This is a genomic window from Microbacterium psychrotolerans (assembly GCF_031085295.1).
GTDB lineage: Bacteria > Actinomycetota > Actinomycetes > Actinomycetales > Microbacteriaceae > Microbacterium > Microbacterium psychrotolerans.
The window spans coordinates 396,291-420,050 of the sequence record NZ_JAVFWO010000004.1 but is presented as its reverse complement, the minus strand read 5'-3'; the positions used below and the strand labels follow the sequence as shown (position 1 = coordinate 420,050).

At 69.7% G+C, this 23,760-nt stretch carries 23 protein-coding genes; 12 read left to right on the top strand and 11 right to left on the bottom strand.

Annotated elements, in window-relative coordinates:
• Window positions 1–19: 19 nt before the first annotated feature.
• The 6 genes from Q9R08_RS14925 (at window position 20) to Q9R08_RS14900 (ending at window position 6,273) form a co-directional block, all read left to right on the top strand.
• Window positions 20–715 carry a GntR family transcriptional regulator gene (locus tag Q9R08_RS14925; protein ID WP_308869105.1) on the top strand — a complete coding sequence of 232 codons (696 nt, stop codon included), beginning with the start codon at window positions 20–22 and terminating at the stop codon, window positions 713–715.
• A 9-nt stretch (window positions 716–724) separates the two neighbouring features.
• Window positions 725–2,251: an MmgE/PrpD family protein gene (locus Q9R08_RS14920; protein ID WP_308868899.1), complete on the top strand. Its 1,527-nt coding sequence runs from the start codon at window positions 725–727 to the stop codon at window positions 2,249–2,251.
• Window positions 2,252–2,363: 112 nt separating this feature from the next.
• Complete coding sequence (gene prpB, locus Q9R08_RS14915) at window positions 2,364–3,263, top strand: methylisocitrate lyase (RefSeq protein ID WP_308868897.1); 900 nt, start codon at window positions 2,364–2,366, stop codon at window positions 3,261–3,263.
• Window positions 3,264–3,366: 103 nt separating this feature from the next.
• Window positions 3,367–4,557, top strand: coding sequence for a bifunctional 2-methylcitrate synthase/citrate synthase (locus tag Q9R08_RS14910; RefSeq protein WP_308868896.1), 1,191 nt, complete (start codon window positions 3,367–3,369; stop codon window positions 4,555–4,557).
• A 4-nt stretch (window positions 4,558–4,561) separates the two neighbouring features.
• Complete coding sequence (locus tag Q9R08_RS14905; protein WP_308868895.1) at window positions 4,562–5,014, top strand: hotdog fold thioesterase; 453 nt, start codon at window positions 4,562–4,564, stop codon at window positions 5,012–5,014.
• Between the two features lie 80 nt (window positions 5,015–5,094).
• Window positions 5,095–6,273, top strand: coding sequence for a thiolase family protein (locus Q9R08_RS14900; RefSeq protein ID WP_308868894.1), 1,179 nt, complete (start codon window positions 5,095–5,097; stop codon window positions 6,271–6,273).
• Window positions 6,274–6,342: 69 nt separating this feature from the next.
• Here the strand turns inward: Q9R08_RS14900 and Q9R08_RS14895 are convergent, their stop codons facing one another.
• Window positions 6,343–7,260 (bottom strand): NADP-dependent oxidoreductase, encoded by a 918-nt coding sequence (locus Q9R08_RS14895; protein WP_308868893.1) that lies wholly within the window; start codon window positions 7,258–7,260, stop codon window positions 6,343–6,345.
• Window positions 7,261–7,405: 145 nt separating this feature from the next.
• Between Q9R08_RS14895 and Q9R08_RS14890 the strand changes: the two genes are divergently transcribed.
• The 3 genes from Q9R08_RS14890 (at window position 7,406) to Q9R08_RS14880 (ending at window position 10,553) form a co-directional block, all read left to right on the top strand.
• Complete coding sequence (locus tag Q9R08_RS14890) at window positions 7,406–7,612, top strand: dodecin family protein (protein ID WP_308868892.1); 207 nt, start codon at window positions 7,406–7,408, stop codon at window positions 7,610–7,612.
• Between the two features lie 115 nt (window positions 7,613–7,727).
• Window positions 7,728–10,316 carry a glycosyl hydrolase 2 galactose-binding domain-containing protein gene (locus Q9R08_RS14885; RefSeq protein WP_308868889.1) on the top strand — a complete coding sequence of 863 codons (2,589 nt, stop codon included), beginning with the start codon at window positions 7,728–7,730 and terminating at the stop codon, window positions 10,314–10,316.
• Window positions 10,317–10,325: 9 nt separating this feature from the next.
• Window positions 10,326–10,553, top strand: a complete 228-nt coding sequence (locus Q9R08_RS14880) for an RNA-binding S4 domain-containing protein (protein WP_308868888.1) — start codon at window positions 10,326–10,328, stop codon at window positions 10,551–10,553.
• A 36-nt stretch (window positions 10,554–10,589) separates the two neighbouring features.
• Here the strand turns inward: Q9R08_RS14880 and Q9R08_RS14875 are convergent, their stop codons facing one another.
• Both Q9R08_RS14875 and Q9R08_RS14870 read right to left on the bottom strand, forming a co-directional pair.
• A complete protein-coding gene (locus tag Q9R08_RS14875; protein WP_308868887.1) occupies window positions 10,590–10,922 on the bottom strand; it encodes a TraR/DksA C4-type zinc finger protein in 333 nt (110 codons plus the stop codon).
• Window positions 10,923–10,990: 68 nt separating this feature from the next.
• Window positions 10,991–11,335, bottom strand: a complete 345-nt coding sequence (locus Q9R08_RS14870) for a hypothetical protein (RefSeq protein WP_308868886.1) — start codon at window positions 11,333–11,335, stop codon at window positions 10,991–10,993.
• 554 nt (window positions 11,336–11,889) lie between these two features.
• Here Q9R08_RS14870 and Q9R08_RS14865 point away from each other — a divergent pair.
• A complete protein-coding gene (locus Q9R08_RS14865) occupies window positions 11,890–12,024 on the top strand; it encodes a hypothetical protein (protein ID WP_308868885.1) in 135 nt (44 codons plus the stop codon).
• Between the two features lie 87 nt (window positions 12,025–12,111).
• Here the strand turns inward: Q9R08_RS14865 and Q9R08_RS14860 are convergent, their stop codons facing one another.
• The 3 genes from Q9R08_RS14860 to Q9R08_RS14850 form a co-directional block, all read right to left on the bottom strand.
• Window positions 12,112–12,237, bottom strand: coding sequence for a hypothetical protein (locus Q9R08_RS14860; RefSeq protein ID WP_308868884.1), 126 nt, complete (start codon window positions 12,235–12,237; stop codon window positions 12,112–12,114).
• 53 nt (window positions 12,238–12,290) lie between these two features.
• Window positions 12,291–13,991, bottom strand: coding sequence for a substrate-binding domain-containing protein (locus Q9R08_RS14855; protein WP_308868883.1), 1,701 nt, complete (start codon window positions 13,989–13,991; stop codon window positions 12,291–12,293).
• Window positions 13,992–14,180: 189 nt separating this feature from the next.
• Window positions 14,181–14,666, bottom strand: coding sequence for a GyrI-like domain-containing protein (locus Q9R08_RS14850; protein ID WP_308868882.1), 486 nt, complete (start codon window positions 14,664–14,666; stop codon window positions 14,181–14,183).
• A gap of 240 nt (window positions 14,667–14,906) precedes the next feature.
• Here Q9R08_RS14850 and Q9R08_RS14845 point away from each other — a divergent pair, with 240 nt between their 5' ends.
• Entirely contained in the window at window positions 14,907–15,500 is a 594-nt protein-coding gene (locus Q9R08_RS14845) for an N-acetyltransferase (protein ID WP_308868881.1), read from the top strand.
• 151 nt (window positions 15,501–15,651) lie between these two features.
• Here Q9R08_RS14845 and Q9R08_RS14840 read toward each other — a convergent pair whose 3' ends face one another.
• The 3 genes from Q9R08_RS14840 to Q9R08_RS14830 form a co-directional block, all read right to left on the bottom strand.
• Window positions 15,652–15,885, bottom strand: a complete 234-nt coding sequence (locus Q9R08_RS14840) for a hypothetical protein (RefSeq protein ID WP_308868880.1) — start codon at window positions 15,883–15,885, stop codon at window positions 15,652–15,654.
• Window positions 15,886–15,891: 6 nt separating this feature from the next.
• Window positions 15,892–16,461: a dihydrofolate reductase family protein gene (locus Q9R08_RS14835; protein ID WP_308868879.1), complete on the bottom strand. Its 570-nt coding sequence runs from the start codon at window positions 16,459–16,461 to the stop codon at window positions 15,892–15,894.
• A 140-nt stretch (window positions 16,462–16,601) separates the two neighbouring features.
• Entirely contained in the window at window positions 16,602–17,015 is a 414-nt protein-coding gene (locus Q9R08_RS14830; protein WP_308868878.1) for a VOC family protein, read from the bottom strand.
• 216 nt (window positions 17,016–17,231) lie between these two features.
• Here Q9R08_RS14830 and pulA point away from each other — a divergent pair, with 216 nt between their 5' ends.
• Window positions 17,232–22,949 carry a pullulanase-type alpha-1,6-glucosidase gene (pulA, locus tag Q9R08_RS14825; RefSeq protein ID WP_308868877.1) on the top strand — a complete coding sequence of 1,906 codons (5,718 nt, stop codon included), beginning with the start codon at window positions 17,232–17,234 and terminating at the stop codon, window positions 22,947–22,949.
• A gap of 48 nt (window positions 22,950–22,997) precedes the next feature.
• Here pulA and Q9R08_RS14820 read toward each other — a convergent pair whose 3' ends face one another.
• Both Q9R08_RS14820 and Q9R08_RS14815 read right to left on the bottom strand, forming a co-directional pair.
• Window positions 22,998–23,345, bottom strand: coding sequence for a hypothetical protein (locus tag Q9R08_RS14820; protein ID WP_308868875.1), 348 nt, complete (start codon window positions 23,343–23,345; stop codon window positions 22,998–23,000).
• 15 nt (window positions 23,346–23,360) lie between these two features.
• Window positions 23,361–23,729 carry a bleomycin resistance protein gene (locus tag Q9R08_RS14815; RefSeq protein ID WP_308868874.1) on the bottom strand — a complete coding sequence of 123 codons (369 nt, stop codon included), beginning with the start codon at window positions 23,727–23,729 and terminating at the stop codon, window positions 23,361–23,363.
• Window positions 23,730–23,760: the final 31 nt, after the last annotated feature.

Sequence of the window (23,760 nt, the reverse complement as noted above, 5' to 3'; positions counted from 1 at the left end):
GAACGAGGAGGTGATGCGGATGCGCGCCAGCGATCGCGCGTACGCGACTCTCCTCGACGAGATCCAGTCCGGCATCCTGCGCCCCGGCGCGGTGCTCGGCGAAGTGGAGCAGGCGGCCCGCCTCGGCGTCAGCCGCACCCCGCTGCGCGAAGCCCTCGGCCGCCTCGCGGCCGACGGACTCGTCGCGCAGCAGTCCCCGCGCGTCACCGTCGTGACCGCGATCGACGCCGGCGACATCCGCGAGATCTTCGAGGTGCGGCGTGCGCTCGAGGAATCGGCCGCACGCCTGGCCGCCGAGCGGGGCGATGCCGCGGCGTTCGCCGACCTCGCGCGCGACTTCGCACACGTCGACCTCGCGGGCGCCGAGGCACCGGGCCCCACCTCGCCGACCACGGACGGCACCGACGCCTACTACGCGCTCATCGAGCGCTTCGACCTCGCGCTCGACGCCGCCGTCGCCAACGACTACCTCACCGCAGCGCTGCGCACGGTGCGCACGCACCTCGTCCGCGTCCGTCGACTGGCACGCGACAACCCCGCACGGCTGGCGGCATCCGTCGCCGAGCACCGCCTGATCGCCGCCGCGATCGCCGCCCGCGACGCGGATCTCGCGGCCCACGCGACGCACGTGCACCTCCACAACGCCCTCCACAGCATCCTCGAGTCGCTCCGTGCCACAGCGCTCACGAACTCCTCGACTCCGCGTTCGATCTGAAAGGCCGTCATGACCGTCATCCACCACCTCCGCGTCCACCGCAGCGACGAGAACCTCGCCCGCGAAGGGCAGCTCGCCTGGCACATCGCCGAGATCGCCGCCGACCCCGTGGCGGTCGACGAGGACGTGGTCGACATGATCATCAACCGCGTCATCGACAACGCGGCGGTTGCGGCGGCATCCCTCACCCGCGCGCCCGTCAGCGCCGCGCGCCAGCAGGCCCTCGACCACGCGGTGTCGGTCGGCGGGAGCGGCGCCACCGTCTTCGGGTGCGCGCTCGACCGCAGGACCAGCCCCGAATGGGCGGCGTGGGCGAACGGCGTCGCCGTGCGGGAGCTGGACTACCACGACACGTTCCTCGCGGCAGAGTACTCGCACCCGGGCGACAACATCCCGCCGATCGTGGCCGTCGCGCAGCACGTGGGGGCCGACGGCGCCGCGCTCGTGCGCGGACTCGCGACGGGCTACGAGATCCAGATCGACCTGGTGCGCGCGATCAGCCTGCACAAGCACAAGATCGACCACGTCGCGCACCTCGGCCCGTCGGCTGCCGCCGGCATCGGCACGCTCCTCGGGCTCGACGTCGAGACCATCTACCAGGCGGTCGGCCAGGCCCTGCACACCACCACCGCGACGCGGCAGTCGCGCAAGGGCGAGATCTCGACGTGGAAGGCTCACGCCCCCGCGTTCGCCGGCAAGATGGCGATCGAGGCCGTCGACCGTGCGATGCGCGGCGAGACGTCCCCCAGCCCCATCTACGAGGGCGAGGACGGCGTCATCGCATGGCTGCTCGACGGACCCGACGCCACCTACGAGGTGCCGCTGCCCGGTGCCGGCGAGCCCAAGCGCGGCATCCTGGACTCCTACACGAAGGAGCACTCGGCCGAGTACCAGGCGCAGGCCTGGATCGACCTCGCCCGCAAGCTCCACGGCGAGCACCCCGAGCTGCTGGACCCCGCGAACGTCGAGGCGATCGTGCTGCACACGTCGCACCACACGCACTACGTGATCGGGTCGGGGGCCAACGACCCGCAGAAGTACGACCCGACGGCGTCGCGCGAGACGCTCGACCACTCGATCCCGTACATCTTCGCTGTCGCGCTGCAGGACGGCGGCTGGCACCACGTCGACTCGTACACCCCCGAGCGCGCCGGCCGCACCGACACCATCGAGCTCTGGCACAAGATCACCACGGCCGAAGACCCGGAGTGGACGCGCCGCTACCACTCGGAGGACCCGAACGAGAAGGGGTTCGGCGGCCGCGTCGAGATCCGCCTCACCAACGGCGAGACGATCGAGGACGAGATCGCCGTGGCCGACGCCCACCCGCTCGGCGCCCGGCCGTTCGCGCGCGAGGACTACGTGCGCAAGTTCCGGCTGCTGGCCGAGCCGGTGCTCGCGGCCGACGAGATCGAGCGCTTCCTCGATCTCGCGCAGCGCCTCCCCGAGCTGACCGCCGCCGAGGTGCAGCAGCTCACGATCGTCGCCGACTTCGGCGTGCTCGCCGGCGCCCCGGCGCCGAAGGGCCTGTTCTGATGCTGTCCGCGCGCTCCCAGACTTCGCAGAATCGCACGGATTTCGCAGCGACTCGCGCGCAAGCTGCGAAGTACGACGGATGCTGCGCACTCTGTGAAGGACGGAGTCTCTGATGCTGTACTCCACTGTGCCGGCGCACGAGAAGCGACGGCTGTTCCGCGAGCGGCTCGCGAGCGGCGAGCTGCTGCGCTTCCCCGGCGCGTTCAACCCGCTCAGCGCCCGGCTCATCGAGCGCAAGGGGTTCGAGGGCGTCTACATCTCGGGAGCGGTGCTCAGCGCCGACCTCGGCCTGCCCGACATCGGCCTCACGACGCTCACCGAGGTCGCGGCCCGCGGCCAGCAGATCGCGCGGATGACCGACCTCCCGGCGATCATCGACGCCGACACGGGGTTCGGTGAGCCGATGAACGTGGCACGCACGATCCAGACGCTCGAGGACGCCGGCATCGCCGGCACACACATCGAGGACCAGATCAACCCGAAGCGCTGCGGCCACCTCGACGGCAAGGCCGTGGTCGACGAGGACACCGCGATCAAGCGCATCCGCGCGGCCGCCGACGCACGCCGCGATCCGAACTTCCTGATCATGGCGCGCACCGACATCCGCGCGGTGGAGGGGATGGATGCCGCCATCGATCGCGCCAAGGCGCTGGTGGATGCCGGAGCCGACGCGATCTTCCCCGAGGCGATGAGATCGCTCGAGGAGTTCGCCGCGATCCGGGCCGCCGTCGACGTGCCGATCCTCGCCAACATGACGGAGTTCGGGAAGTCCGACCTGTTCTCGGTCGATCAGCTGCGGGACGTCGGCGTGAACATCGTGATCTGGCCGGTGTCGCTGCTGCGCATCGCGATGGGCGCCGCATCCCGTGCACTCGATACGCTCATCGAAGACGGACACCTCACCGCGAAGCTGGGTGAGATGCAGCACCGGGCCGATCTCTACGACCTCATCGACTACGAGCAGTACAACCACTTCGACCAGGACGTCTTCAACTTCCAGATCGAGCGTTGACCATGTCCCGAATTGCGCGTCGCATGTCCCGACACCGGTCGCTCCCGCACCCGCGGAACGACCGTTTCCGGGACATGCCGCACCCCGAAGGAGAGCAGTCATCATGACCGAACCCGACATCAAGAAGGGGCTCGCCGGCGTCGTCGTCGACTACACGGCCGTCTCGAAGGTCAACCCCGACACGAACTCGCTGCTGTACCGCGGCTACCCGGTGCAGGAGCTCGCGGCCACGCAGTCGTTCGAGGCCGTCGCCTACCTGCTGTGGCACGGCGACCTGCCCACCGGCGTGCAGCTGGCGCAGCTGCGCGCCACGGAGCGGGCCTACCGTCACCTCCCTGCTGATGTGCGCGCCGCGATCGATCTCGTGCCGATCGACGCGCACCCGATGGACGAGGTGCGCACGGCCGTGAGCCTCATCGGCGCCCGCGACCTCGCCGGCACGGGCTCGGTGCTCGAGGTGAGCGGCAGTGCGGAGGAGAACCTGGCGCGCAGCGTCCGTCTGTTCGCCGTGCTCCCCGCGATCGTCGCGTACGGCCAGCGCCGTCGGCGCGGCCAGCAGCCGCTCGCGCCGCGCGACGACCTCGACTACGCGGCCAACTTCCTCTGGATGACGTTCGGCGAGGAGGCCGACCCGGTCGTCGTCGACGCCTTCAATCGCTCGATGATCCTGTACGCGGAGCACTCCTTCAACGCCTCGACGTTCACCGGCCGCGTCATCGCCTCGACGCTCAGCGATCTCTACTCGGCGGTCGTCGGGGCCATCGGCGCCCTCAAGGGACCGCTGCACGGCGGCGCCAACGAGGCCGTGCTGCACATCTTCGACGAGATCGGCACCGCCGAGAACGTCGGACCGTGGCTCGACGAGGCGCTCGCGCAGAAGCGCAAGATCATGGGCTTCGGCCACCGCGTCTACAAGCGCGGCGACTCGCGCGTGCCGACGATGAAGGCGGCGCTCGACACCCTCGTCGAGCACTACGACCGGCCCGACGTCGCGGCGCTCTACGACACCCTCGAGTCGGAGTTCGTGGCGCGCAAGGGCATCTACCCGAACCTCGACTACCCGTCGGGTCCGGCGTACAGCCTCATGGGCTTCGACACGCTCACCTTCACCCCGCTGTTCGTGGCGGCGCGCGTCACCGGCTGGACCGCGCACATCATGGAGCAGCTCGCCTCGAACGCGCTCATCCGCCCGCTGTCGGAGTACAACGGCCCCGACGAGCGCCACATCGAAGGTTACGTTCCGGATGCCGCGACCCTCGCCGCCGCCGAGCGCGAAGAAGAGGCAGCGGGGTGACCCGATGAGCCTCTGGCACGGCGCCGACGCCGTCGATCTCGGAGCCATGGCAACGGGGACGCTCATCGAGAACCTCGGCATCGAGATCGTGGAGATCCGCGACGACGCGCTGGTCGGACGGATGCCGGTGGACCATCGCACGGTCCAGCCGGCGGGCGTGCTCCACGGCGGGGCATCGGTGGCTCTCGCCGAGACGCTCGCGTCGTGGGCGGGCTACCTCGCCGTGGATCGCGAACGGTTCCATGTCGTGGGCCAGGAGATCAACGCGAACCACATCCGCCCGATCTCGTCGGGCTGGGTGACGGCGACCGTGACGCCCGTGAACATCGGTCGCCGCGTGCACGTGTGGGAGATCCGCATCGTCGACGACGCCGGCAAGCTCGTGTGCATCTCGCGGTGCACGCTCGCCGTCATCGAGCAGCGCAGCACCTACGCCACGCCCGAGACGCGCGGCTGATGCCTCGACGCGCGGCTGATCCCGGATGCCGAGACCCGCGGCATCCGGCACCGTCCTAGGCTCTTGAGCAGGAGGTCTCCATGCCACAGGCCGTCATCGTCGACGTCGTCCGCACCCCCTCCGGGCGCGGCAAGCCCGGAGGTGCGCTGAGCGCCGTGCAGCCGGTCGACCTCGTCGCCGGAGTGCTCACGGCGCTGCTCGAGCGCAGCGGGCTGGAGTCGCGGCAGGTAGACGACGTGCTCATGGGATGTGTCAGCCAGATCGGCGACCAGTCCCTCAACATCGCGCGGCAGGCCGTGCTCGCGGCCGGCTTCGACGAGACGGTGCCCGCCGTGACGATCGACCGCCAGTGCGGGTCGAGTCAGCAGGCGGCGCATTTCGCGGCGCAGGGCGTGATCGCCGGTGCGTACGACGTCGTGATCGCTGCGGGCGTCGAGTCGATGAGCCGCGTCCCGCTGGGCTCGTCGGCCCACGGCGGGACCGTCTCGCAGGGCGTCGTGCACCGCTATCCCGACGGCCTCGTGAACCAGGGCGTGTCGGCGGAGCTCATCGCTCAGCGATGGGGCTTCAGCCGCGAAGAGCTCGACGCGTTCTCGGCCGAATCGCATCGGCGGGCGGCGGATGCCTGGACCCGCGGCGCGTTCGATTCGCAGGTGATCCCGGTCCTGGCCGGCGCCCCCGACGCGGTGGCGTTCGACGAGACCGTGCGCGCAGGTACGACGACGGAGTCCCTGGCCGGGCTGAAGTCCGCCTTCCGCACCGACGCACTCGCCGCGCGGTTCCCCGACCTCGACTGGCGCATCACCGCGGGCAATTCCTCGCCGCTCACGGATGCGGCATCCGCTGTCCTGATCATGAGCGAGGAGAAGGCGGCCGCGCTCGGACTGACGGCGCGGGCGCGCTTCCACTCGTTCGCGGTGGTCGGCGACGACCCGATGATGATGCTGACGGGACCGATTCCGGCGACGAAGCGCATCCTCGAGCGCAGCGGTCTGGGAATCGACGACCTCGATGCGTACGAGGTGAACGAGGCGTTCGCGTCGGTGCCGCTCGCATGGCTGCGCGAGATCGACGCAGACCCCGCCAAGCTCAACCCCTGGGGCGGCGCGATCGCGCTCGGGCACGCCGTCGGCGCGTCGGGCACCCGCCTGCTCGGCACTCTCGTGTCGTTCCTCGAGGCGACCGGTGGCCGCTACGGCCTGCAGACGATGTGCGAGGGCGGCGGCATGGCCAACGCCACGGTGATCGAGCGCCTGTAGCGGGGGAGCGGTCGGGTCCGCGTGTGGTCGCCTCAGACCGGGGTGCGAGTGCGCGAGCGGGGCCGATCGTCAGGGACGTACGCGGATGACGGTCTTGCCGGTGCGCCGTGCGGTGGGGTTGAGCGCGGCGACCGCATCGTCGAGGGTCGCGACCGTTCCTACGTTCGAGCGGAGCCGTCCGTCCCGGACGCGCTGCACGATCTGCGTCAGCTGGTCCGGCACGGACTCGACGACGAAATCGATGGCGAGACCGCCGTCCGGGCGCGCTGCCACGGGCCCCACGACCGACACCAGCGTGCCGCCGGGACGGATGATCCGCGCGGAACGTTCCTGGATATCGCCGCCGAGCACGTCGAAGACCAGATCGACGCCGCCGATGTCTTCGATGCTCGCACTGTCGAGGTCGAGGAACTCGTTCGCACCGAAGTCGAGCGCCGCCTGGCGGTTCTTGGCCCGCCCGGTACCGATCACATAGGCGCCGGATTCGCGGGCCAGCTGCGTGACGACCGAGCCGACCGCCCCCGCGGCGCCGTGCGCCACAACCGTCTGCCCCGGCTGCAGCCGGCCGTGCTGGAAGAGGCCCTGCCACGCAGTCAGGCCTGAGATCGGCAGGCTCGCGCCCATCGTGAAGTCCACGTCGCCGGGCAGCGGCGCGAGGTTTCGGGCTTCCACGGCCACGTGCTCGGCGAGGGTCCCGTCGCGGTGCCAGTCGGTGATCCCGAACACCCGCTGACCCAGCGACAGACCCGTCGTGCCGTAGCCGAGGGCGGTGACCACGCCGGCGAACTCGTGTCCGATGATGGGTCGCGACCGTTCATGGCCTGAGCGATCGACCCAGGTCGAGGGCCACTCCCACTCGGCCGGGACGAAGCCGGAAGCGTGGACCTCGACGACGACGTCGTTGATCGCCGGCACCGGCACCGGCGTCTCCGTCAGGATGATGCCGGCGGCTTCGGCGGATCGATCGGCCGCGACGATTGCCTTCATGGGTTGCCTCCGAGACTTGCCTGATACCCCATGAGGGATCACAGTAGCGGGGCGCGGCGCCGCGCCCCGCTGCTGTCGCCCTTCCATCGGAGCGGGAGCGGGATCAGTATGGGTTCGTCGGCATCGAGCGATGAGGGGTTCAAAGATGAGCGTGTACCGAGTGATCGACGTCATCGGCACCAGTGCCTCGTCCTGGGAGGAGGCGGCCCGAGAGGCCATCACCACCGCCGCGGGATCACTGCACGATCTCCGAATCGCCGAGGTGACGAAGCAGGATGTCGTCGTCGGCGATGACGGGACGCTGCTGTTCCGTTCCCGGGTCCAGCTCTCCTTCAAGTACGCGCCCGAGTAGGCCGATCCCCTGCAACAGCCGGCGCGTCTTCGCACGCCGTTCGACGCCCGTCGGCAGGGTCGAGGAACGGGTCCCGATGTGGCATCGATCCCACATCTGAGCCAGACTGTGATCCGTGCGCCGAATCCACTCCCTGAGCGACGACGAGTGGGAAATGCGCGAAGCGCTCGGCGATACGTGGCAGTGGCATATCCGCAAGCCCGCCGAGCGCCGCAACAGCGTGACGATGGCGGCGCAGACTGACGCGTGGATCCGCAGCCGTGTGCCCGGCTCGGTCGTCGACGATCTGGTCCGCGCCGGGGAGGTGCGCACACCGTACTTCGCGCGCCAGACCCGGGAATCCGAGTGGACCGCCGAACGCCACTGGGTATACCGCCGACTGGTCGACGTGCCTCGGCTCGACGCGAGCGATGGGGTTTGGCTCGAACTGGAGGGCGTGGATCCGGGTGGCTGGGTGTTCTGGGACGGCCGGCTGATCGGCGAGATCACGGGGCTGCACAACCACACCTGGCTGCGGGTCGGCGGTGAGGGCGACCCACCGGTCGCGGTAGGTGCTCACACGCTTGCCGTCGTCATCCGTCCCGCAGAACCGACTGAGCCTCAAGTGGGCCGCACCGACCGCGTACGCGCGCTGAGTCCACGGCTCACCAGCGGCTGGGACTTCGCGCCGCGCCTCCGGCACCAGGGCATCTGGCGTGACGTCCGGCTCGTGATCGGGCCCTCCGCTCTGACCGCTGTGAGCGCCCGATCGAGCGTCGACCTCGACGCGGGCACGGGCAGCGTGATCGTCGAGGCGAGCGTGGACGCGGTGGATGCGCCATCCCCTCCGGTCACGGCCGTGCTCCTCCGGGACGGCGTCGTCGTCGCGACCGAAACCTCCACCGCAGGTACGATTCGGCTGGATCTCGAAGAAGTCGAACTCTGGCAGCCCATCGGACACGGTGGCCAGACGCTCTATGATCTCCGAGTCACGTCCGGAGGGCACACCCGCTCCTTCCGTGTCGGGTTCCGGGACGCGCGCCTCGTCCCCAACCATGGCGCACCCGTCGGCGCGCTCGGCTACACCGCCGTCATCAACGGCGACCGCGTCCCGCTCGTCGGCTGGAACTGGGCGCCCGTCGACATCCAGTTCGGGACGATCGACGCCACCCGCACCAGGCATCTCGTCGATCTCGCTGCCGACTCCGGCGCACGCATCCTGAGAGTCTGGGGCGGGGGTCTTCTGGAGTCGGAGGAATTCTACGAGGCCTGCGACGAGCGCGGACTGCTCGTGTGGCAGGAGTTCAGCCAATCCAGTTCAGGGACGCAGAGCACACCTAGCGCCGATGCAGCGTTCGTCGCGCATGCGGTCGACCAAGCCTTGCGTGCCGTCGAACGGCTGGCCCACCACGCGAGCCTGTTCGTCTGGTGCGGTGGCAACGAGTTGGAGGATGATCTCGGCCCCCTCGACGAGACGCGGTCCCCCGTGCTTGCGGCGATGCGCGACACCCTCGCGGCCGCAGATCCCGGGCGGGCGTGGCTGCCCACATCCCCGAGCGGTCCGACATTCCACCATCGTCTGGACCGGATCGCCGCCGACCCGGAGGGTCAGCATGACGTGCACGGTCCGTGGGAACACCAAGGTCTCGAGGGCCACCACACGCTCGCGGATGCCGGAACGAACCTCGCCCACACCGAGTTCGGGGTGGAGGGCATGGCGGGTATGCGGTCACTTCGCGGCATCGTCCCCGCCGAATCGCTCTGGCCTGCCGACCGTTCGAACCCTGTCTACCGGCATCTCGGGGAGTGGTGGAACAACGCGGACCTCGTGTCGGAATGCTTCGGTGGACGGATCGACGGAATCGAGCAACTGGGCCGCGCCAGCCAGTGGCTGCAGGCGACCGGTCTGCAATACGCGATAGAGGCCGACCGTCGCCGGTGGCCGCGCTGCAGCATGGTGCTGCCGTGGCAGCTCGCGGAGAGCTTTCCGAACGCATGGTGCACCAGCGTCGTGGAGTGGTCGGGGGAGGCCAAGCCGGCCTTCCACGCGGCGACCCGCGCGTTCGCCCGCGATCGGGTGACGCTGCAAACGCCCCGATCCGCCTGGGCCGGCCATGAGCGTCTGACGGCGCGAGCATGGGTGTGGTCTGAGCGCGGGGTGAGTCCGGGCTCCATCGTTCTGCTGCGCCTGCGAGACGCGGCCGGCAGGACGCTGAAGGAAGTGTCAGCCTCGGCGCTCGACTCGGTGGGAGAGCCCCGGCCGGTCGTAGCTCTCGAGGTGGCCCATGTCGGCTCGAACGGCATCGTCATCTGGGAGGCCGAATGGCGCGACGCGGCGGGGCGCTCGATCGACGTCGAACGCTCCGTCGCGACGCTCGGCGCCGACCTCGGCGGCTTGCTGGATCTTCCCGCCGCGCAGCTCCATGCCGCAGTCCACGACGACGGCCACGCCTGGCGCATCCGCATCGCTCACGTCAGCGGTGCGGCCGCGATCGGTGCCGGACTGCGCGACGCCAGGCCGTGGGGCTCACCGGGGCGCGCACTCGTCCGCGACGACCCCCGACCCCTTCTGCCCGGCGAGTCGCGGGAGCATCGTGTGGAGTGGCGCGGCGTCGCGCCGGCCGAGCGGGCGCTGAGTCTGGACGCCTGGAACGTACCGGCCATCCCTCTCGTCTCGAGCGCCACCGATGACCGTCCCAGGGCAGGGCGCTGCCGCGTCGGCTAGCATTCGGGGATGACGAACCTGCCGCCGATCGAAGATGTCTCGATCGGCGGCGAGGTCATCCGCCTCGGGCAGTTCGTGAAGTTCGCCGGACTCCTCGACTCCGGCGGAAACGTCAAAGAGGCCATCATCGACGGCTACGTGCTGGTGAACGGGGAGGTCGATCGTCGCCGCGGCCGGCAGCTGCAGCTGGGTGACATCGTCGGTTTCGAGGGACGCCGGGTCCGCGTCTGCCCGTGAGGGCGAATCAGCACGCGTCCGTGAGCGGACGGGTGTTCACGAGCTCTCGACATCGTTCTGGCACACGATGCAGGTCTCGGCGTAGGGCAGTGCTTCGAGGCGCGCGGCCATGACCGCGCCGCCGCAGCGGACGCACCGTCCATACGTCCCGTGCGAGATGCGGTCCAGCGCCGCCCCGAGCTGGTCCATCACCCGACGTGTCTCCGCAGCGGCCATGTAGGCGACAGGATCGACGTGGGGAATGGCGCGAGGAGCGAGCTCGCGGAAGATGTCTTCGCGTCGCTTCAGCTCTTCTTCCAGCGAGCGCTGGATGGACGCCATGTCCAGCTTCGGCGGGGCGATGGTTTCAGCGGGGGTGTCGGGGGTCATGGGCGGTCCTTGTTCGTTGTGGGATGCGTGATGGGGCGCGGCGGAAGCTGAACCCGGGCCATGTGCGGTCAGGCGTGCCGGTGCGAGAGCCGCCCGGATCTCCACTGGCGACGTCTCGCCTCCTCGGCGCGTCGGTGCTGTTGGAGTCGGATGGTGAGGTCGCGCAGCTGCGCGGTTGCCGCGCGCAGTGTCAGTTGGCGCTGCTCCACCTGTGCGATGATCCGGCTGATCCGGGCTCGCGCTTCCGCGGTGATCGCCGAGGGACGACGGGGAAGCGCGCGCAGAGCCTCCTCCGCGACGAGCCGCGCGTTCAGCGCCTGGGGCGACCAGGTGACGGGCGGACTCAGCTCGATCGGCTCGCTCGCCGGGGCGCCGCCGTCATCGAGCCACCGGTGGATCTGCTTCGCGGGCACGGGGCGGGCGGTGTCGCGTCTGTAGGCTGTCGTCGCGATGAGGCTCCTGTGTGCGCTGAGATCCGGTGGGGATGCCGCGGCATCCGGGAGCTCACGCTCAGACGGGGATGAACGGAAACGTTCGGTGGGCATGACTGCCTCCTCGGGGCAAAAAAAGAAGCGCCGCAGATGCGACGCGCTGGGTAGCCGGAATTTCCGTGGTGGGACACGGATTCAGGGCGGCGGAGCGCGGCGGCGGGAGCGGTAGAGCACATCAGCTCCCTGCACGTGCGGCCGAGGCGGCAGCACCGCGTGCCGTGCCCCAGCGATGTCCATCGCACGCGCCACTCCGAGGGCGCCGGAGAGACGCACCGGGGTGGAAGAGCGAACCGTCATGGACATGCCCTCACCATAGCCCGGAAGCAAAAAAAGGCAAGTCCGTGGGACTTTTCACGGTCAGCACCGGTCGCACACCCGTGCAGTGGCGGGAAGAGAGAACCGCGAATTGACTTCCCGCGGAAGGCGGCTATGGTCGATGGTTCACCCGCCAGCCGATCTAGGGGAAGCGAGTTCTCATGTCTGGAAAATCACCGCAGTCACGCGGTGTCAAGAAGGTCGCACAGCGGTCGATCAAGGAGAAGCGCGCAGACAAACGCGCGACCCGCGAGTCCGCCGCATTCATCAAGCCGCGCAAGAGCGCCGGCACCTGATCCACCCTCGGCTCGAGCCGCTTGTGGACACTGAGGGATCAGGTGCGGAACTCCGCGGGCCGAACAGCTCTGAAGAGCACGAGGCTGTCATTGTTCGCACGCGATCGCGCCGTCGACGACCGCCACCGCGACGAGGCGGTCGTGGCGGTCGTCCGCCATCGGCGCCTCCCGCTCTCGCCGACCGCACGCCAGATGCACCGCGTTGATCGCCACGAGATCATCTGGCGCTGCTCGCCGGATCATCACGCGGCTGAGCGTAGCGCGGCCTAACCGCAGTTCGGGCGGCAGCCGCGCTGGGTGACCGCGTCGACCAGCACCGTGCCGATGTCGGTCGGCTGCAGCGCCTGATAGGCCGCGCCGTCGGTGGCAGCGGCGATCTGCTCCAGCGCGGCCTGATCGGTGTCGGGCCCGTAGCCGATCGCGATGACCGCGACGGGTTTCGCGGGGTCCCGGAGGGTTTCGAGCTGCGCGAGCAGCCCCGGCAGGTCGAGGCCTTCGTCGTCCTCGTTGTACCCGTCTGTGTTCAGCAGCACCAGGTTGACCTGGCCGGGGACGTACGTCTCCCGCATGTACTGCACGGCCGCGAGCACGCTGTCGTAGAGTCCCGTCCCGCCGCCGACGAGGCTGTCGAGCCCGTTCGCCGTGTCGATCGTGCGCTGTTTGTGCGCCGGATCGCCGAGCGGACCGAACGGGACGATCTCCTGCCAGTCCTGCCCGCCGATCCGCCGGCTCGAGAACACCCAGGTGGCGAGCGACGAGTCGGCCGACAGGGAATTGATGGCGCGGACGGCGGCCTGTTCGAACAGGTCGATGCGCCGCATGTCGGCGGTCGCCGGCTGGAGCATCGAACCCGACACGTCGTTGAGCGACAGCATCCGGGACGGCGCAGTGAGCATCTGCCAGGTGCGCAGCGCTTCGGCCTGGTTGGCGCTGTCGACGGGGTCGGATGCCGCGCCGGCATCCTCCGCGGTCGAGTCGGCCGCGTTCCCCGCCGCGTCGCGCAGGCCGTATTCGGCGAGACGGTCGCGTGCGCCCGCCAGGCCCGCGGAGAGCTCTTTCACCGCCGCGAGCGTGTCGTCCGACGCATCGGCGAGCGTCACGAGAGCTACGCTCACCGCGGGCTTCACGTCGGCCGGGTAGATCGGCACCAGGGGTGTCCCGGCATCCTTGCCGTACTCCAGGACCGCCTGTTCGGTGGTGACCGCGATCGTGGGCGTCGTCGCGGTGGATGCCGCAGCGAGCGCATCGGCGGCGGTGGGAACGACACCGGCGTCGAGGCCGAGTGCGATCGCTGTGAACATCCGCGCGTCTCCGGCGACGGCCGTCTGCAGCGCGAGCAGTGCGGCGGAGCTCGCTGCGACCGTCGACGGGTCTGGCAGCACCGTGGCGACCGAGGGTGCCGCCAGGCTCGAGAACCCGGCCCCTGCGGCTTCGAGAGCAGCCGCCGTAGCCTCCGTCGCCGCGAACACGACCGGCGTGCTGGCCACGGGATCGCTGACGACCAGTTCAGCGGCGTCCACGCCGGTGAGCTCCGCCTGGCCGGTGGCGCGCGCGGGCCACATCGCAGAGTCGGGCACCCAGACGTCGAACTCCGGCGCAGACCCGGTGGCCAGCGCCGCGGCCGTGGCCGAGCTGTCCTCCACGTCGATCGTCACGCCGGGGCAGTCGGCGCCGGATCGGGTCAGTTCGGCGACGGTCGCCTCGACCGCGCCTGCGACCGCGGGATCCGCGGTGATGCGCAGGCTCGCCGGCAGACAGTCACTCGTCGACGTCGACGAAGTGTCCTGCTCGGGTTCACCGGGGGCTCCGCGCAGGAAGAAGATGCCGAGCACGACCGCGACCGCGACAGCGAGAACGATGATGACGCCCAGGAGGATCAGCGAACGCCTGCGCTGCTGCGCAGCGCGCGCGGCCGCGCGTGTGGGCGCACCGCCACTGTCGGGCGTGTTCGGCTGCACTCGGACCACAAGCACTCCGATGGACGGCGGGTGGGTGCCCGCATGGGATACGACCTCGTATCAGGGAATACGGCATCGTACGTGGGGGGATACTTCAGTGGAGTATAGGCGACGGGCGCTCGAGCCGAAGGGGACTCCCGCCACACCCGCCCGCGCCACACGATGCTCGAGCGGCGTCGGACGCTGCAGAGGCCCGCGTCAGCGGGTGAGAAACGCGAGTTCTGTCTCCCAGCGGGTCTTCCGCGGCTCGGTGCGCGGATCGGTGACGTAGATCTCGAATCTCCCGGCCCAGCTGGTGCCGGCATCCGTCTCCTCGACGTCGAACCGTGTCTGCTGTGATTCCGCCCAGTCGAAGAGAAGCCGGTGTGCCCGCATCGAGTGATTGACGTACCGCAGGACGACGTACTCACCGCCGGGCATCGAACCCTCCACGACCTTCGCGTCACCGGGGGCGGTCGCGAACGTGCCGACCTCGATGTCCATCTCGCCCGCCATGTCGACGGTGTGCAGCCGCAGGTAGAACGAGCCTTCCGGCTCGACGTCGTTGACCCGCATCCAGCCGATGAGCTCCGAGAGGAGACGATCGCGTTCTGCGAGCATCCCGCGGAACGGCGTGCGCTTTCGGATGCCGAGCGTCGGACGCGAGTCGCGGTGCTCGATGCGAGGGCCGTCGACGACGTCCACGCCTGCTCCTCTCGACAGCGACCGCCTCGACGGTACTGCATCTCCGGCTCGTGCCGGTGGAATGCCCGGCCGCACGACCGGTCTTGGCGCAGCGATGAGCCCGTGACTTCGATCGGTGATGCTGGCAGGATGACGGCATGGCACGCGACCTGCGAGTGATCCTCCGTGGTCGTTCACCCGCGCCACCCGAACCGCGGCGCCGTTCCCGCCGCCGTCGGACCGAGAGCTGAGGCCGGTGACATGGTCACGACGACGTCGCACGTGATCAAGCCGCTCACGCCCGAGACCTTTCCCGCCTGGCTGGCCCTCGCGCAGAAGCACAACGGGGTCTGGGGCGGGTGCTACTGCTCGTACTTCCACGGCGACACGGAGCACACCGCCAAGGGCGACTACGACGGGCCGACGTTCAAGCAGCGACTCGTGGCGGAGGGCGTCGCGCATGCCGCGCTCGTCTTCGACGGCGAAGACGCGATCGCGTGGTGCGAATACGGCAGTCCCGCCGAGCTGCCCGGCATCTACCACCGCAAGCAGTACGACGCGGGCGAGGCCAACCCGGCGCCGTGGCGCATCACCTGCTTCTTCGTCGACCGCGACCACCGACGTTCGGGAGTGGCGCGAGAGGCTCTGGAGGGCGCGCTCCACCTGATCGCGCAGGCCGGCGGAGGAGAGGTGGTCTCGTTCCCGAACGAGCTCGCTGAAGGCAAGCGGACGTCAGCCTCGTTCCTGCACAACGGCACGCGGGCCATGTTCGAGAAGGCGGGATTCACGTTCGAGCGCCATATCGGCAAGAGCAAGACCGTGATGCGCAAGACCGTCCCGCCTGCCCACGCCTGAGTTCGGGTCGCGCCGCTCTCAAGCGCGCCGCGCGAGACGCAGACGGCGGCCGGCCCGTTACACCGGCTCCGTGGTGCGGATCAGGCCGCCGTTCACGCACGACCATGCGACGAGGAAGCGCTCATCGTCGAGGATCTCGAACTTCAGAGGGTCACCGCAGGTCGGGCAGACTCGCGGATCCGCAGCATCCACCGTCATGCCTCCAGCCTACGGACCTGTCCGGCGCGACGCACTCGATGACGGCGATCGGCGCGGCGAGGAAGGGGACCGTGACGAGGAAGATCACCCAGAGGGCGCTGCCCCAGCCGTTCAGGGTGTGGTCGCGGAACAGGTCGACGATGATCGTGATGACACCAAGCCTTCGGGGGCCGGTGGGCAGCCGCACCCGCTGTCAGTACCGGATGCGGTAGCGGAGGTGGGTCACTCCGCCTTCGCCGGGGAGGACCCTGACCCGCTCGAGCTCTCGACGCGGCGAGCCGAGGTGCTCGAAGAGCCGGCGACCTTCCCCGAGCAGCACGGGGACGAGGTGGATCTCGAGCTCGTCGAGGAGGGCGGCCGCGATGGCGCGCTGGGCCGTGGCGGCGCCGTGCACCAGGACGTCCTTGTCTCCCGCAGCCTGCCGTGCGTCGCGGAACGCCGCGGCGATGTCGTTCGTGTAGTGCACGGCGGACATGCCGCGCGCCCAGTCCGGCATCGGGCGGCGGCTCAGGACCCAGATCGGCACGCCATCGTGGTGGTCGCCGTGCCAGCCCTCGGCGGGCTCGAACGTGCCCCGACCGGCGACCACGGCGCCGGTGGACATGAACTCGTCCACGACCTGCGCGTTCGCTCCACCCTCGGGAGGGAACACCCATTCATGGAGTCTGCCGCCGCCATCGCCGAGGCCGTTCTCGTCGGTCTCGTTGGGTCCTGCGATGAACCCGTCGAGCGACATGGACATGTACAGCACCGTGTTACCCATGCACGACTCCGCTCTGCGTCGATGCAGGCATTGTCCTCCCTTCGCGCCGGCCCGGCGAGTACGTCGGCGTCGGTCGCGGCCGCCACGGTCCCGCGCCCAGCCGGCGCCGCATACGCGCCGCGCGCAGCAGGTCGGGCGGATCAGCTTGCCTCAGCAGGCTCCTGCGGGGGATTGTGCATGAACTCGATGCGGATGCCGTTGTCGTCCTCCACGAACGACGCGTAGTACCGATCGTTGAAGCGCGGGTAGAGCTTCGGCTCCCGCACGACGGACCATCCGGCGCCCACGGCGACCGCGTGGAGGCGCTCGACCTCGGCGCGGGAGTCGACGGCGAACGCGAGATGCTGCCATCCCACCCGTCCATGCCGGTGCGGGCCGGTGCCGGGCTCGCGGGCGGGAAGGAGGATGAACTCCGTCTCACCCTCGGTGTGCCACGACACACCGCCGTCGGCGTCGTACCGGGTGAATCCCAGCGCCGTGAAGACCGGATCGAACTGCGCGATCGAGGACGGAAGGTCGTCGACGCTGACGCCGAGATGGTCGAAGACAGGCATCCCGGAAGTATTCCGCATTTGGCGGACCCGCTGGTGCATGGCAGTGCAAGCGATTGCGGCGACGTCAGGAGAACGCACGCTGCAGCGCTCGGGATCCGCCGTATGAGCGCGTTCTCATGATGTAAGCGCTTGCAGTTCTTCCGAGCGCGCTGCTAGTGTCGGCGGCACATCGCATCACAACGGGCACGTCGCCGTGCCCCACACTCAGGAGCTCCTGTGTCGAAGTCGACCTCAGCCCGTGCCCGCATCGTGACCGCATGCCTCACCGCGGCGGCCCTCATTCTGACCGGGGGAGTGGTCGCCATCGCGCCGGCCGCCGCGGCCGAGCGCACGTTCGCGCTCGTGGGCAGCCTCCAGTCCGAACTCGGCTGTTCCGACGACTGGCAGCCCGCCTGCGCCGCGACCGAGCTCAGCCCGACCGCGACCGCGGACATCTACGCCGCCGAGTTCGAGGTGCCGGCCGGCTCGTACGACTACAAGGTCGCGGTGAACGACGCGTGGGACGAGTCGTACGGGCTGAACGGGGGCGACGACGACATCCCCCTGACGGTCGCGGGTCCGTCGACGCTGCGTTTCATGTTCGACGACAGCTCGCACCGCGTCGGGGTCGAGGTGAAGAGCCTGCGGGCCGGCTACACCGCCGACGACGACGCACTCGTCGCGACGCCGGTACGGCAGCCCGGCAGCCAGGAGCAGTTCTACTTCGTCATGACCGATCGTTTCGCCAACGCCGACGCGTCGAACGACGAGGGCGGGCTCACGGGCGACCGCTTGACGACCGGGTACGACGCGACCGACAAGGGCTTCTACAACGGCGGCGACATCGCGGGCCTGCGCGAGAAGCTCGACTACATCGACGGCCTCGGCACAACCGCGATCTGGCTGACGCCGAGCTTCAAGAACAAGCCCATGCAGGGCGAGGGGGCGAATGCGAGCGCCGGGTACCACGGGTACTGGATCACGGACTTCACGCAGATCGACCCGCATCTCGGCACCAACGCCGAGCTCGAGGCGCTCATCGCCGAGGCGCACGCCAAAGGCATCAAGGTGTATTTCGACATCATCACGAACCACACCGCCGATGTCATCTCGTATGCCGACGGCCAGTACGGCTACGTCGACCAGGCGACCACCCCGTACCGTGACGCCGCCGGCACCGCGTTCGACCCGGCCACCTACGCCGGCACCGACTCCTTCCCGACGCTCGATCCGGCGACCTCGTTCCCGCACCCGCCGGTGATCGCGGCCGCGGATGCGGATGCGAAGACGCCGGCCTGGCTCAACGACCCCACGTTGTACCACAACCGCGGCAATTCGACGTGGACGGGCGAGTCGGTGACCTACGGCGACTTCGACGGCCTGGACGACCTGATGACAGAGAACCCTGCGGTCGTGAACGGCTTCGTCGACGTCTACCAGGACTGGATCGACCTCGGCATCGACGGCTTCCGCATCGACACCGCCAAGCATGTGAACTTCGAGTTCTGGGAGCAGTGGACGACCGAGGTGCTCGACTACGCGCGCGACGTCAAGGGCAAGGACGACTTCTTCATGTTCGGCGAGGTCTACGACGCCGACCCGGTGAAACTCTCGCCGTACGTGCGCGACACCGACATGTCGAGCGTGCTCGACTTCACGTTCCAGTCGTCGGCAGTGAGCTACGCATCGGGCAACAGCGCGAAGGGACTGCAGAGCCTCTACGCCGGCGACGACTGGTACACCACGCCCGACTCGTCGGCGACGGCGCTGCCGACCTTCCTCGGCAACCACGACATGGGCCGCGTCGGCTACATGCTGCAGTCGACGCCGAACGCGCTCGAACGCGACCTGCTGGCGCATGACCTGATGTTCCTCGGCCGTGGCCAGCCCGTCGTCTACTACGGCGACGAACAGGGCTTCGCGGGTGCAGGCGGCGACAAGGACGCCCGCCAGAGCCTGTTCGCGACAGAGGTCGCCGCATACCAGAACCAGAACCTCATCACCGGGGCGACCGCCGGCTCGGTCGACCGCTACGACACGTCCGCACCGATCTACGAGAGGATCGCCGCGCTCGCCATGCTCCGCGAGGCGCACCCCGCACTCGTCACCGGGGCGCAGATCGAGCGCTACGCCGACAGCGGCGCGGGCGTCTATGCCTTCTCGCGCGTCGACCGCGACGAGAAGGTGGAGTATCTGGTCGCCCTCAACAACACCGCCTCCGACAAGACGGTGAGCCTCACGACGCTCACGCACGGCGCGTCCTTCGAGCCGGTCTACGGCACGACGACGGCGATCTCGACGGATGCCGCAGCGGCGGCATCCGTCACCGTCCCGGCTCTGTCGGCCGTCGTCTACCGTGCCGACCGGCCGGTGACCGCGCCTGAGGCGCCGCTCGCCGTCACCGTGTCGGCGCCCGCTGCGGGCGCGGCGGTCACCGGCTCGGCGCCGATCCTCGCCGACGTCGACGACGCGACGTGGACCGAGACCAGCTTCGCGTGGCGCGTGGTCGGCTCGGACGAATGGCACGCGCTCGGCACGGCCGAAGACACCGACCCCCGGGTGTTCCACACGGTGGAGGGCCTCGCCGACGGCACCCTCGTGGAGTACCGGGCGGTGACGACGGATGCCGCCGGTGCGCACGCCGCCTCGTCGACCTACGCTTCGGTGGGCAACGCCGTGACGCTCGACGTCCCGGAGGAGCCGGAGTCGCCGATCTCGATGGTGACCGTGCCGGGCAGCCTCAACTCCGAGATGGGCTGCGCCGGCGACTGGGCGCCCGGCTGCGAGGCCGCGAAGCTGACCCTGCGCGCCGACGGAATCTGGGCCGGCACGTTCGACCTGGCGCCCGGGGATTACGAGTACAAGGTCGCGATCGACGGCTCGTGGACGATCAACTACGGCGCGAACGGCGTGCCCGGCGGCGCGAACATCGCCATCACGCACCCGGGCGGCCCGATCTCGTTCTACTTCGACCCGCGCACCAACATCGTGCAGTCGACCGCCGAAGGCCCCATCGTGACGGTCCCGGGCTCGCACCAGAGCGAGAGCGGCTGCGCGGGTGACTGGGCACCGGACTGCCTCGCGAGCCTCATGGCCGACGGAGACAAGGACGGCGTCTACGAGCTCACCCTCGACCTGCCCGGCGGCGCGTACGAGGGCAAGGTCGCGCACGGCATGAGCTGGAGCGAGAACTACGGCGTCGGCGGCGTCGCCGGCGGCTCGAACTACTCGTTCACCGCCGAGGCGGGTGTGCCGGTGCTCTTCCGCTACACCATCGCGACCCATGTGCTGCAGATCGGCGACGGGCTCCCGGGCCTCGGCGAGGAGCGCGCGCACTGGATCGATGAAGAGACGCTCGCATGGCCCGCTGACCTCGGCGCCGATCCGGCCGAGGCCTCGTGGCAGCTGCACGCGTCGGCGGCGGCATCCCTCGCTCTGGAAGACGGCGGGGTCGTCGGGGGTGAGACCGTCGAGCTCAGCCGCGTCGAGGGAGATCTCACCGACGCCCAGAAGGAGCGGTTCCCGGCTCTCGCGGGCTACGTCGCACTGCAGGTGGCGGACGGGACCGATGCCGCGGCTCTCCTGCGCGGCCAGCTCCTGGTGTCGCAGCGCGACGCCGACGGCACCGTGCGCGCCTTCACCGGCGTGCAGATCCCGGGCGTGCTCGACGACCTGTACGCGGATGCCGTCGCCGACGCCGATCTCGGTGTGACGTTCGCGAAGGACAAGCCGACGTTCCGCCTGTGGGCGCCGACGGCCCAGAGCGCGACGCTGCTCACGTGGGACGCCGGCACCGACGGAGAGCCCGTGCGTCACGAGGCGACGTGGGATGCGGCATCCGGAATCTGGGCAGTCGCAGGCACCAAGGCTCTGAAGGGCGACGAGTACCTGTGGGAGGTCGTGGTATACGCACCGACTACCGGGGCGATCGAGACGAACCGGGTCACCGACCCGTACTCGCTGGCGCTCACGACCAACTCGGAGCGGTCGGTCGCGATCGACCTGGACGACAAGCAGTGGCGCCCGAAGGCATGGGAGAAGACGAAGGCGCCCGTCGTGGCCCGGCCCGTCGACCGCGCCATCTACGAGCTGCACGTCCGCGACTTCTCGATCACGGACGAGTCGGTGCCCGAGGCGGAACGCGGCACCTACCGGGCGTTCACGCGTGACAGCGCGGGCACGGAGCAGCTGCGTCAGCTGGCCGACGCCGGCATCAACACGGTGCACCTGCTCCCCACCTTCGACATCGCCACGATCGAGGAGGACCGCTCGCAGCAGGCCGTGCCCGACTGCGATCTCGCGTCGATGCCGGCCGACGGCACCGAGCAGCAGGCCTGCATCGAGAAGGTGGTCGACGCCGACGGCTTCAACTGGGGCTACGACCCGTACCACTACTCGGTGCCCGAGGGCTCGTACGCCGTCGACCCGGAGGGCGGCGCACGCGTCGCCGAGTTCCGCTCGATGGTGGGCGCGCTCCATGGCATGGGCCTGCAGGTCGTGCTCGACCAGGTGTTCAACCACACATCCGCGTCGGGACAGGCCGACACCTCGGTGCTCGACCAGGTCGTGCCCGGCTACTACCAGCGCCTGAATGCGGCCGGCGGCGTCGAGACGTCGACGTGCTGCCAGAACGTCGCCACGGAGCACGAGGTCGCCCAGCAGCTGATGGTGGACTCCGTCGTGCTGTGGGCCCGCGAGTACAAGGTGGACGGGTTCCGCTTCGACCTCATGGGCCACCACTCGAAGCAGAACTTGCTCGCTATCCGCGACGCCCTCGACGAGCTCACGCTCAAGCGGGACGGCGTCGACGGCAAGGCGATCTACCTGTACGGCGAGGGCTGGAACTTCGGCGAGGTCGCGAACAACGCCCTCTTCGAGCAGGCCACCCAGGGACAGCTCGGCGGCACCGGCATCGGCACGTTCAGCGACCGGCTGCGCGACACCGTGCACGGCGGCAGCCCGGTGGACGGCAACTCGAAGTTCTACCAGGGCTTCGGAACGGGCCTTGCGACGGACCCCAACGGCAGCGACCAATCCGCGCCCGGCGACCCGTTCGCCGACCTCGCCCACAAGACCGACCTCGTCAAGCTCGGGCTCGCGGGCAACCTGCGCGACTTCGCGTTCACGTCGGCGGACGGCACCCTCAAGTCGGGCGACGAGCTCGATTACAACGGCTCGCCCGCCGGCTACGCGGACCAGCCCGACGAGGTCATCACGTACGTCGACGCGCACGACAACGAGACGCTGTACGACCTCTCGGTGCTGAAGCTGCCGGCCGACACCCCGATGGCCGACCGCGTGCGCATGAACACGCTGTCGCTCGCGACGACCGCCTACGCCCAGACGCCGTCGTTCTGGCACGCCGGCACCGAGCTGCTGCGCTCGAAGTCGCTCGACCGCAACAGCTACAACTCCGGTGACTGGTTCAACCGCATCGACTGGAGCGGGCAGGAGTCCACCTTCGGATCGGGCCTCCCGCGCGAGGCCGACAACGGCGACCACTGGGACGATCTGGCGCCGCTCCTGGCCGATCCCGCGAACAAGCCCGGCGCATCCGACATCGCCACGGCCGAGGCATCCGCCCTCGATCTGCTGCGGGTGCGCGATGAGGTCGGTCTGCTGCGACTCGGATCCGCCGCGCTCATCGAGCAGAAGGTCTCGTTCCCCAACAGCGGGACGGATGCCTCACCCGGCGTCATCGTGATGCTCGTCGACGACCTCGTCGGCAAGGACGTCGACCCGAAGCTGAAGGGCGCGCTGGTGGTGTTCAACGCCGGCACCGAGCCCACCACGCAGACGGTCCCCGAGCTCGCCGGCCGGAAGTTCTCGCTGACGCCGGCGCTCGCCCAGGGCTCCGACCCCGTCGCGAAGACGACGACGTGGGATGCGGCGACCGGCACGATCACGGTGCCGGCGCGCACCGCGGTGGTGCTGGTCGAGGGTCAGCGTCGCTGACGCTCCCGGCGCTCGCCTGTCATCCGAGGGGCGAGCGCCGGGACCTCGTCACACGTTCAGTCGGGTGAGCAGCAGCTCCGCGGCGCCCGAGATCGCGTTGAGCTCGTACGGCACCACGACGAGAGCGATCACGGCGAAGATCGCGATCGTCGAGACGGTCGCGCGGCGGATGATCCGGTCGACGAGCAGGCCGAGCACTGTGGCGATGGCGAGAGTCGCCCCTGCCACCGTCGCGAAGGCCATGCGCACGTAGGCTTCGTCGTCGGGCGCCGACCAGCTGTTGAAGACGAGGCCGAATGCCACCGGCACGACGACGAGAGCGCCGATCAGCAGGATGGGTGCCGAGAAGCCTCGCAGGCTCGTCCCGGGCCGGGGCTTCGTCGCGACGTCCGTCATGGCGCGAGCCTAGCGTCAGACCGGGCTGCCGACGCGGACGAGATTCCCGCTCCGGTCGACGACGGCGAACTCGCGCATCCCGTAGTCCGTGGTGACCGGCGCGACGATGCGGCTGCCGGTGGCAGGGTCGGGATCGACCGCGTCCGCCCAATCGTCGTACACACGCTGGGCGTCGTCGACGTAGAGGTAGCACATCGAGGATGTGCGCAGCGGGTCGACGGAGAGGTCCTCGGTGAAATGCAGCTCGGCGGTGCCGCGGCCGATGATGAGGTAGCCCCACTCCTCGGGCGGTGCGCCGCGGTTCTCGAACCCCAGTCGCTCGAAGAACGCGAGCGTCTCACGCAGGTCACGGCTGAGGAGGATCGGGACGGCGCGCTCGTTCACAGACGCAGGCTAGCCCGGCGGGGCGCCTGCG

What these genes read in the sequence shown, in the direction of transcription:
- Q9R08_RS14835 (WP_308868879.1), bottom strand. Translation starts at nt 16,461, where the DNA reads ATGGGTAACACGGTGCTGTACATGTCCATGTCGCTCGACGGGTTCATC.
- Q9R08_RS14875 (WP_308868887.1), bottom strand. Translation starts at nt 10,922, where the DNA reads ATGACCCCCGACACCCCCGCTGAAACCATCGCCCCGCCGAAGCTGGAC.
- Q9R08_RS14880 (WP_308868888.1), top strand. Translation starts at nt 10,326, where the DNA reads ATGACGAACCTGCCGCCGATCGAAGATGTCTCGATCGGCGGCGAGGTC.
- Q9R08_RS14830 (WP_308868878.1), bottom strand. Translation starts at nt 17,015, where the DNA reads ATGCCTGTCTTCGACCATCTCGGCGTCAGCGTCGACGACCTTCCGTCC.
- Q9R08_RS14845 (WP_308868881.1), top strand. Translation starts at nt 14,907, where the DNA reads ATGGTCACGACGACGTCGCACGTGATCAAGCCGCTCACGCCCGAGACC.
- Q9R08_RS14905 (WP_308868895.1), top strand. Translation starts at nt 4,562, where the DNA reads ATGAGCCTCTGGCACGGCGCCGACGCCGTCGATCTCGGAGCCATGGCA.
- Q9R08_RS14910 (WP_308868896.1), top strand. Translation starts at nt 3,367, where the DNA reads ATGACCGAACCCGACATCAAGAAGGGGCTCGCCGGCGTCGTCGTCGAC.
- Q9R08_RS14890 (WP_308868892.1), top strand. Translation starts at nt 7,406, where the DNA reads ATGAGCGTGTACCGAGTGATCGACGTCATCGGCACCAGTGCCTCGTCC.
- Q9R08_RS14925 (WP_308869105.1), top strand. Translation starts at nt 20, where the DNA reads ATGCGCGCCAGCGATCGCGCGTACGCGACTCTCCTCGACGAGATCCAG.
- Q9R08_RS14895 (WP_308868893.1), bottom strand. Translation starts at nt 7,260, where the DNA reads ATGAAGGCAATCGTCGCGGCCGATCGATCCGCCGAAGCCGCCGGCATC.
- Q9R08_RS14820 (WP_308868875.1), bottom strand. Translation starts at nt 23,345, where the DNA reads ATGACGGACGTCGCGACGAAGCCCCGGCCCGGGACGAGCCTGCGAGGC.
- Q9R08_RS14900 (WP_308868894.1), top strand. Translation starts at nt 5,095, where the DNA reads ATGCCACAGGCCGTCATCGTCGACGTCGTCCGCACCCCCTCCGGGCGC.
- prpB (WP_308868897.1), top strand. Translation starts at nt 2,364, where the DNA reads ATGCTGTACTCCACTGTGCCGGCGCACGAGAAGCGACGGCTGTTCCGC.
- Q9R08_RS14920 (WP_308868899.1), top strand. Translation starts at nt 725, where the DNA reads ATGACCGTCATCCACCACCTCCGCGTCCACCGCAGCGACGAGAACCTC.
- Q9R08_RS14865 (WP_308868885.1), top strand. Translation starts at nt 11,890, where the DNA reads ATGTCTGGAAAATCACCGCAGTCACGCGGTGTCAAGAAGGTCGCACAG.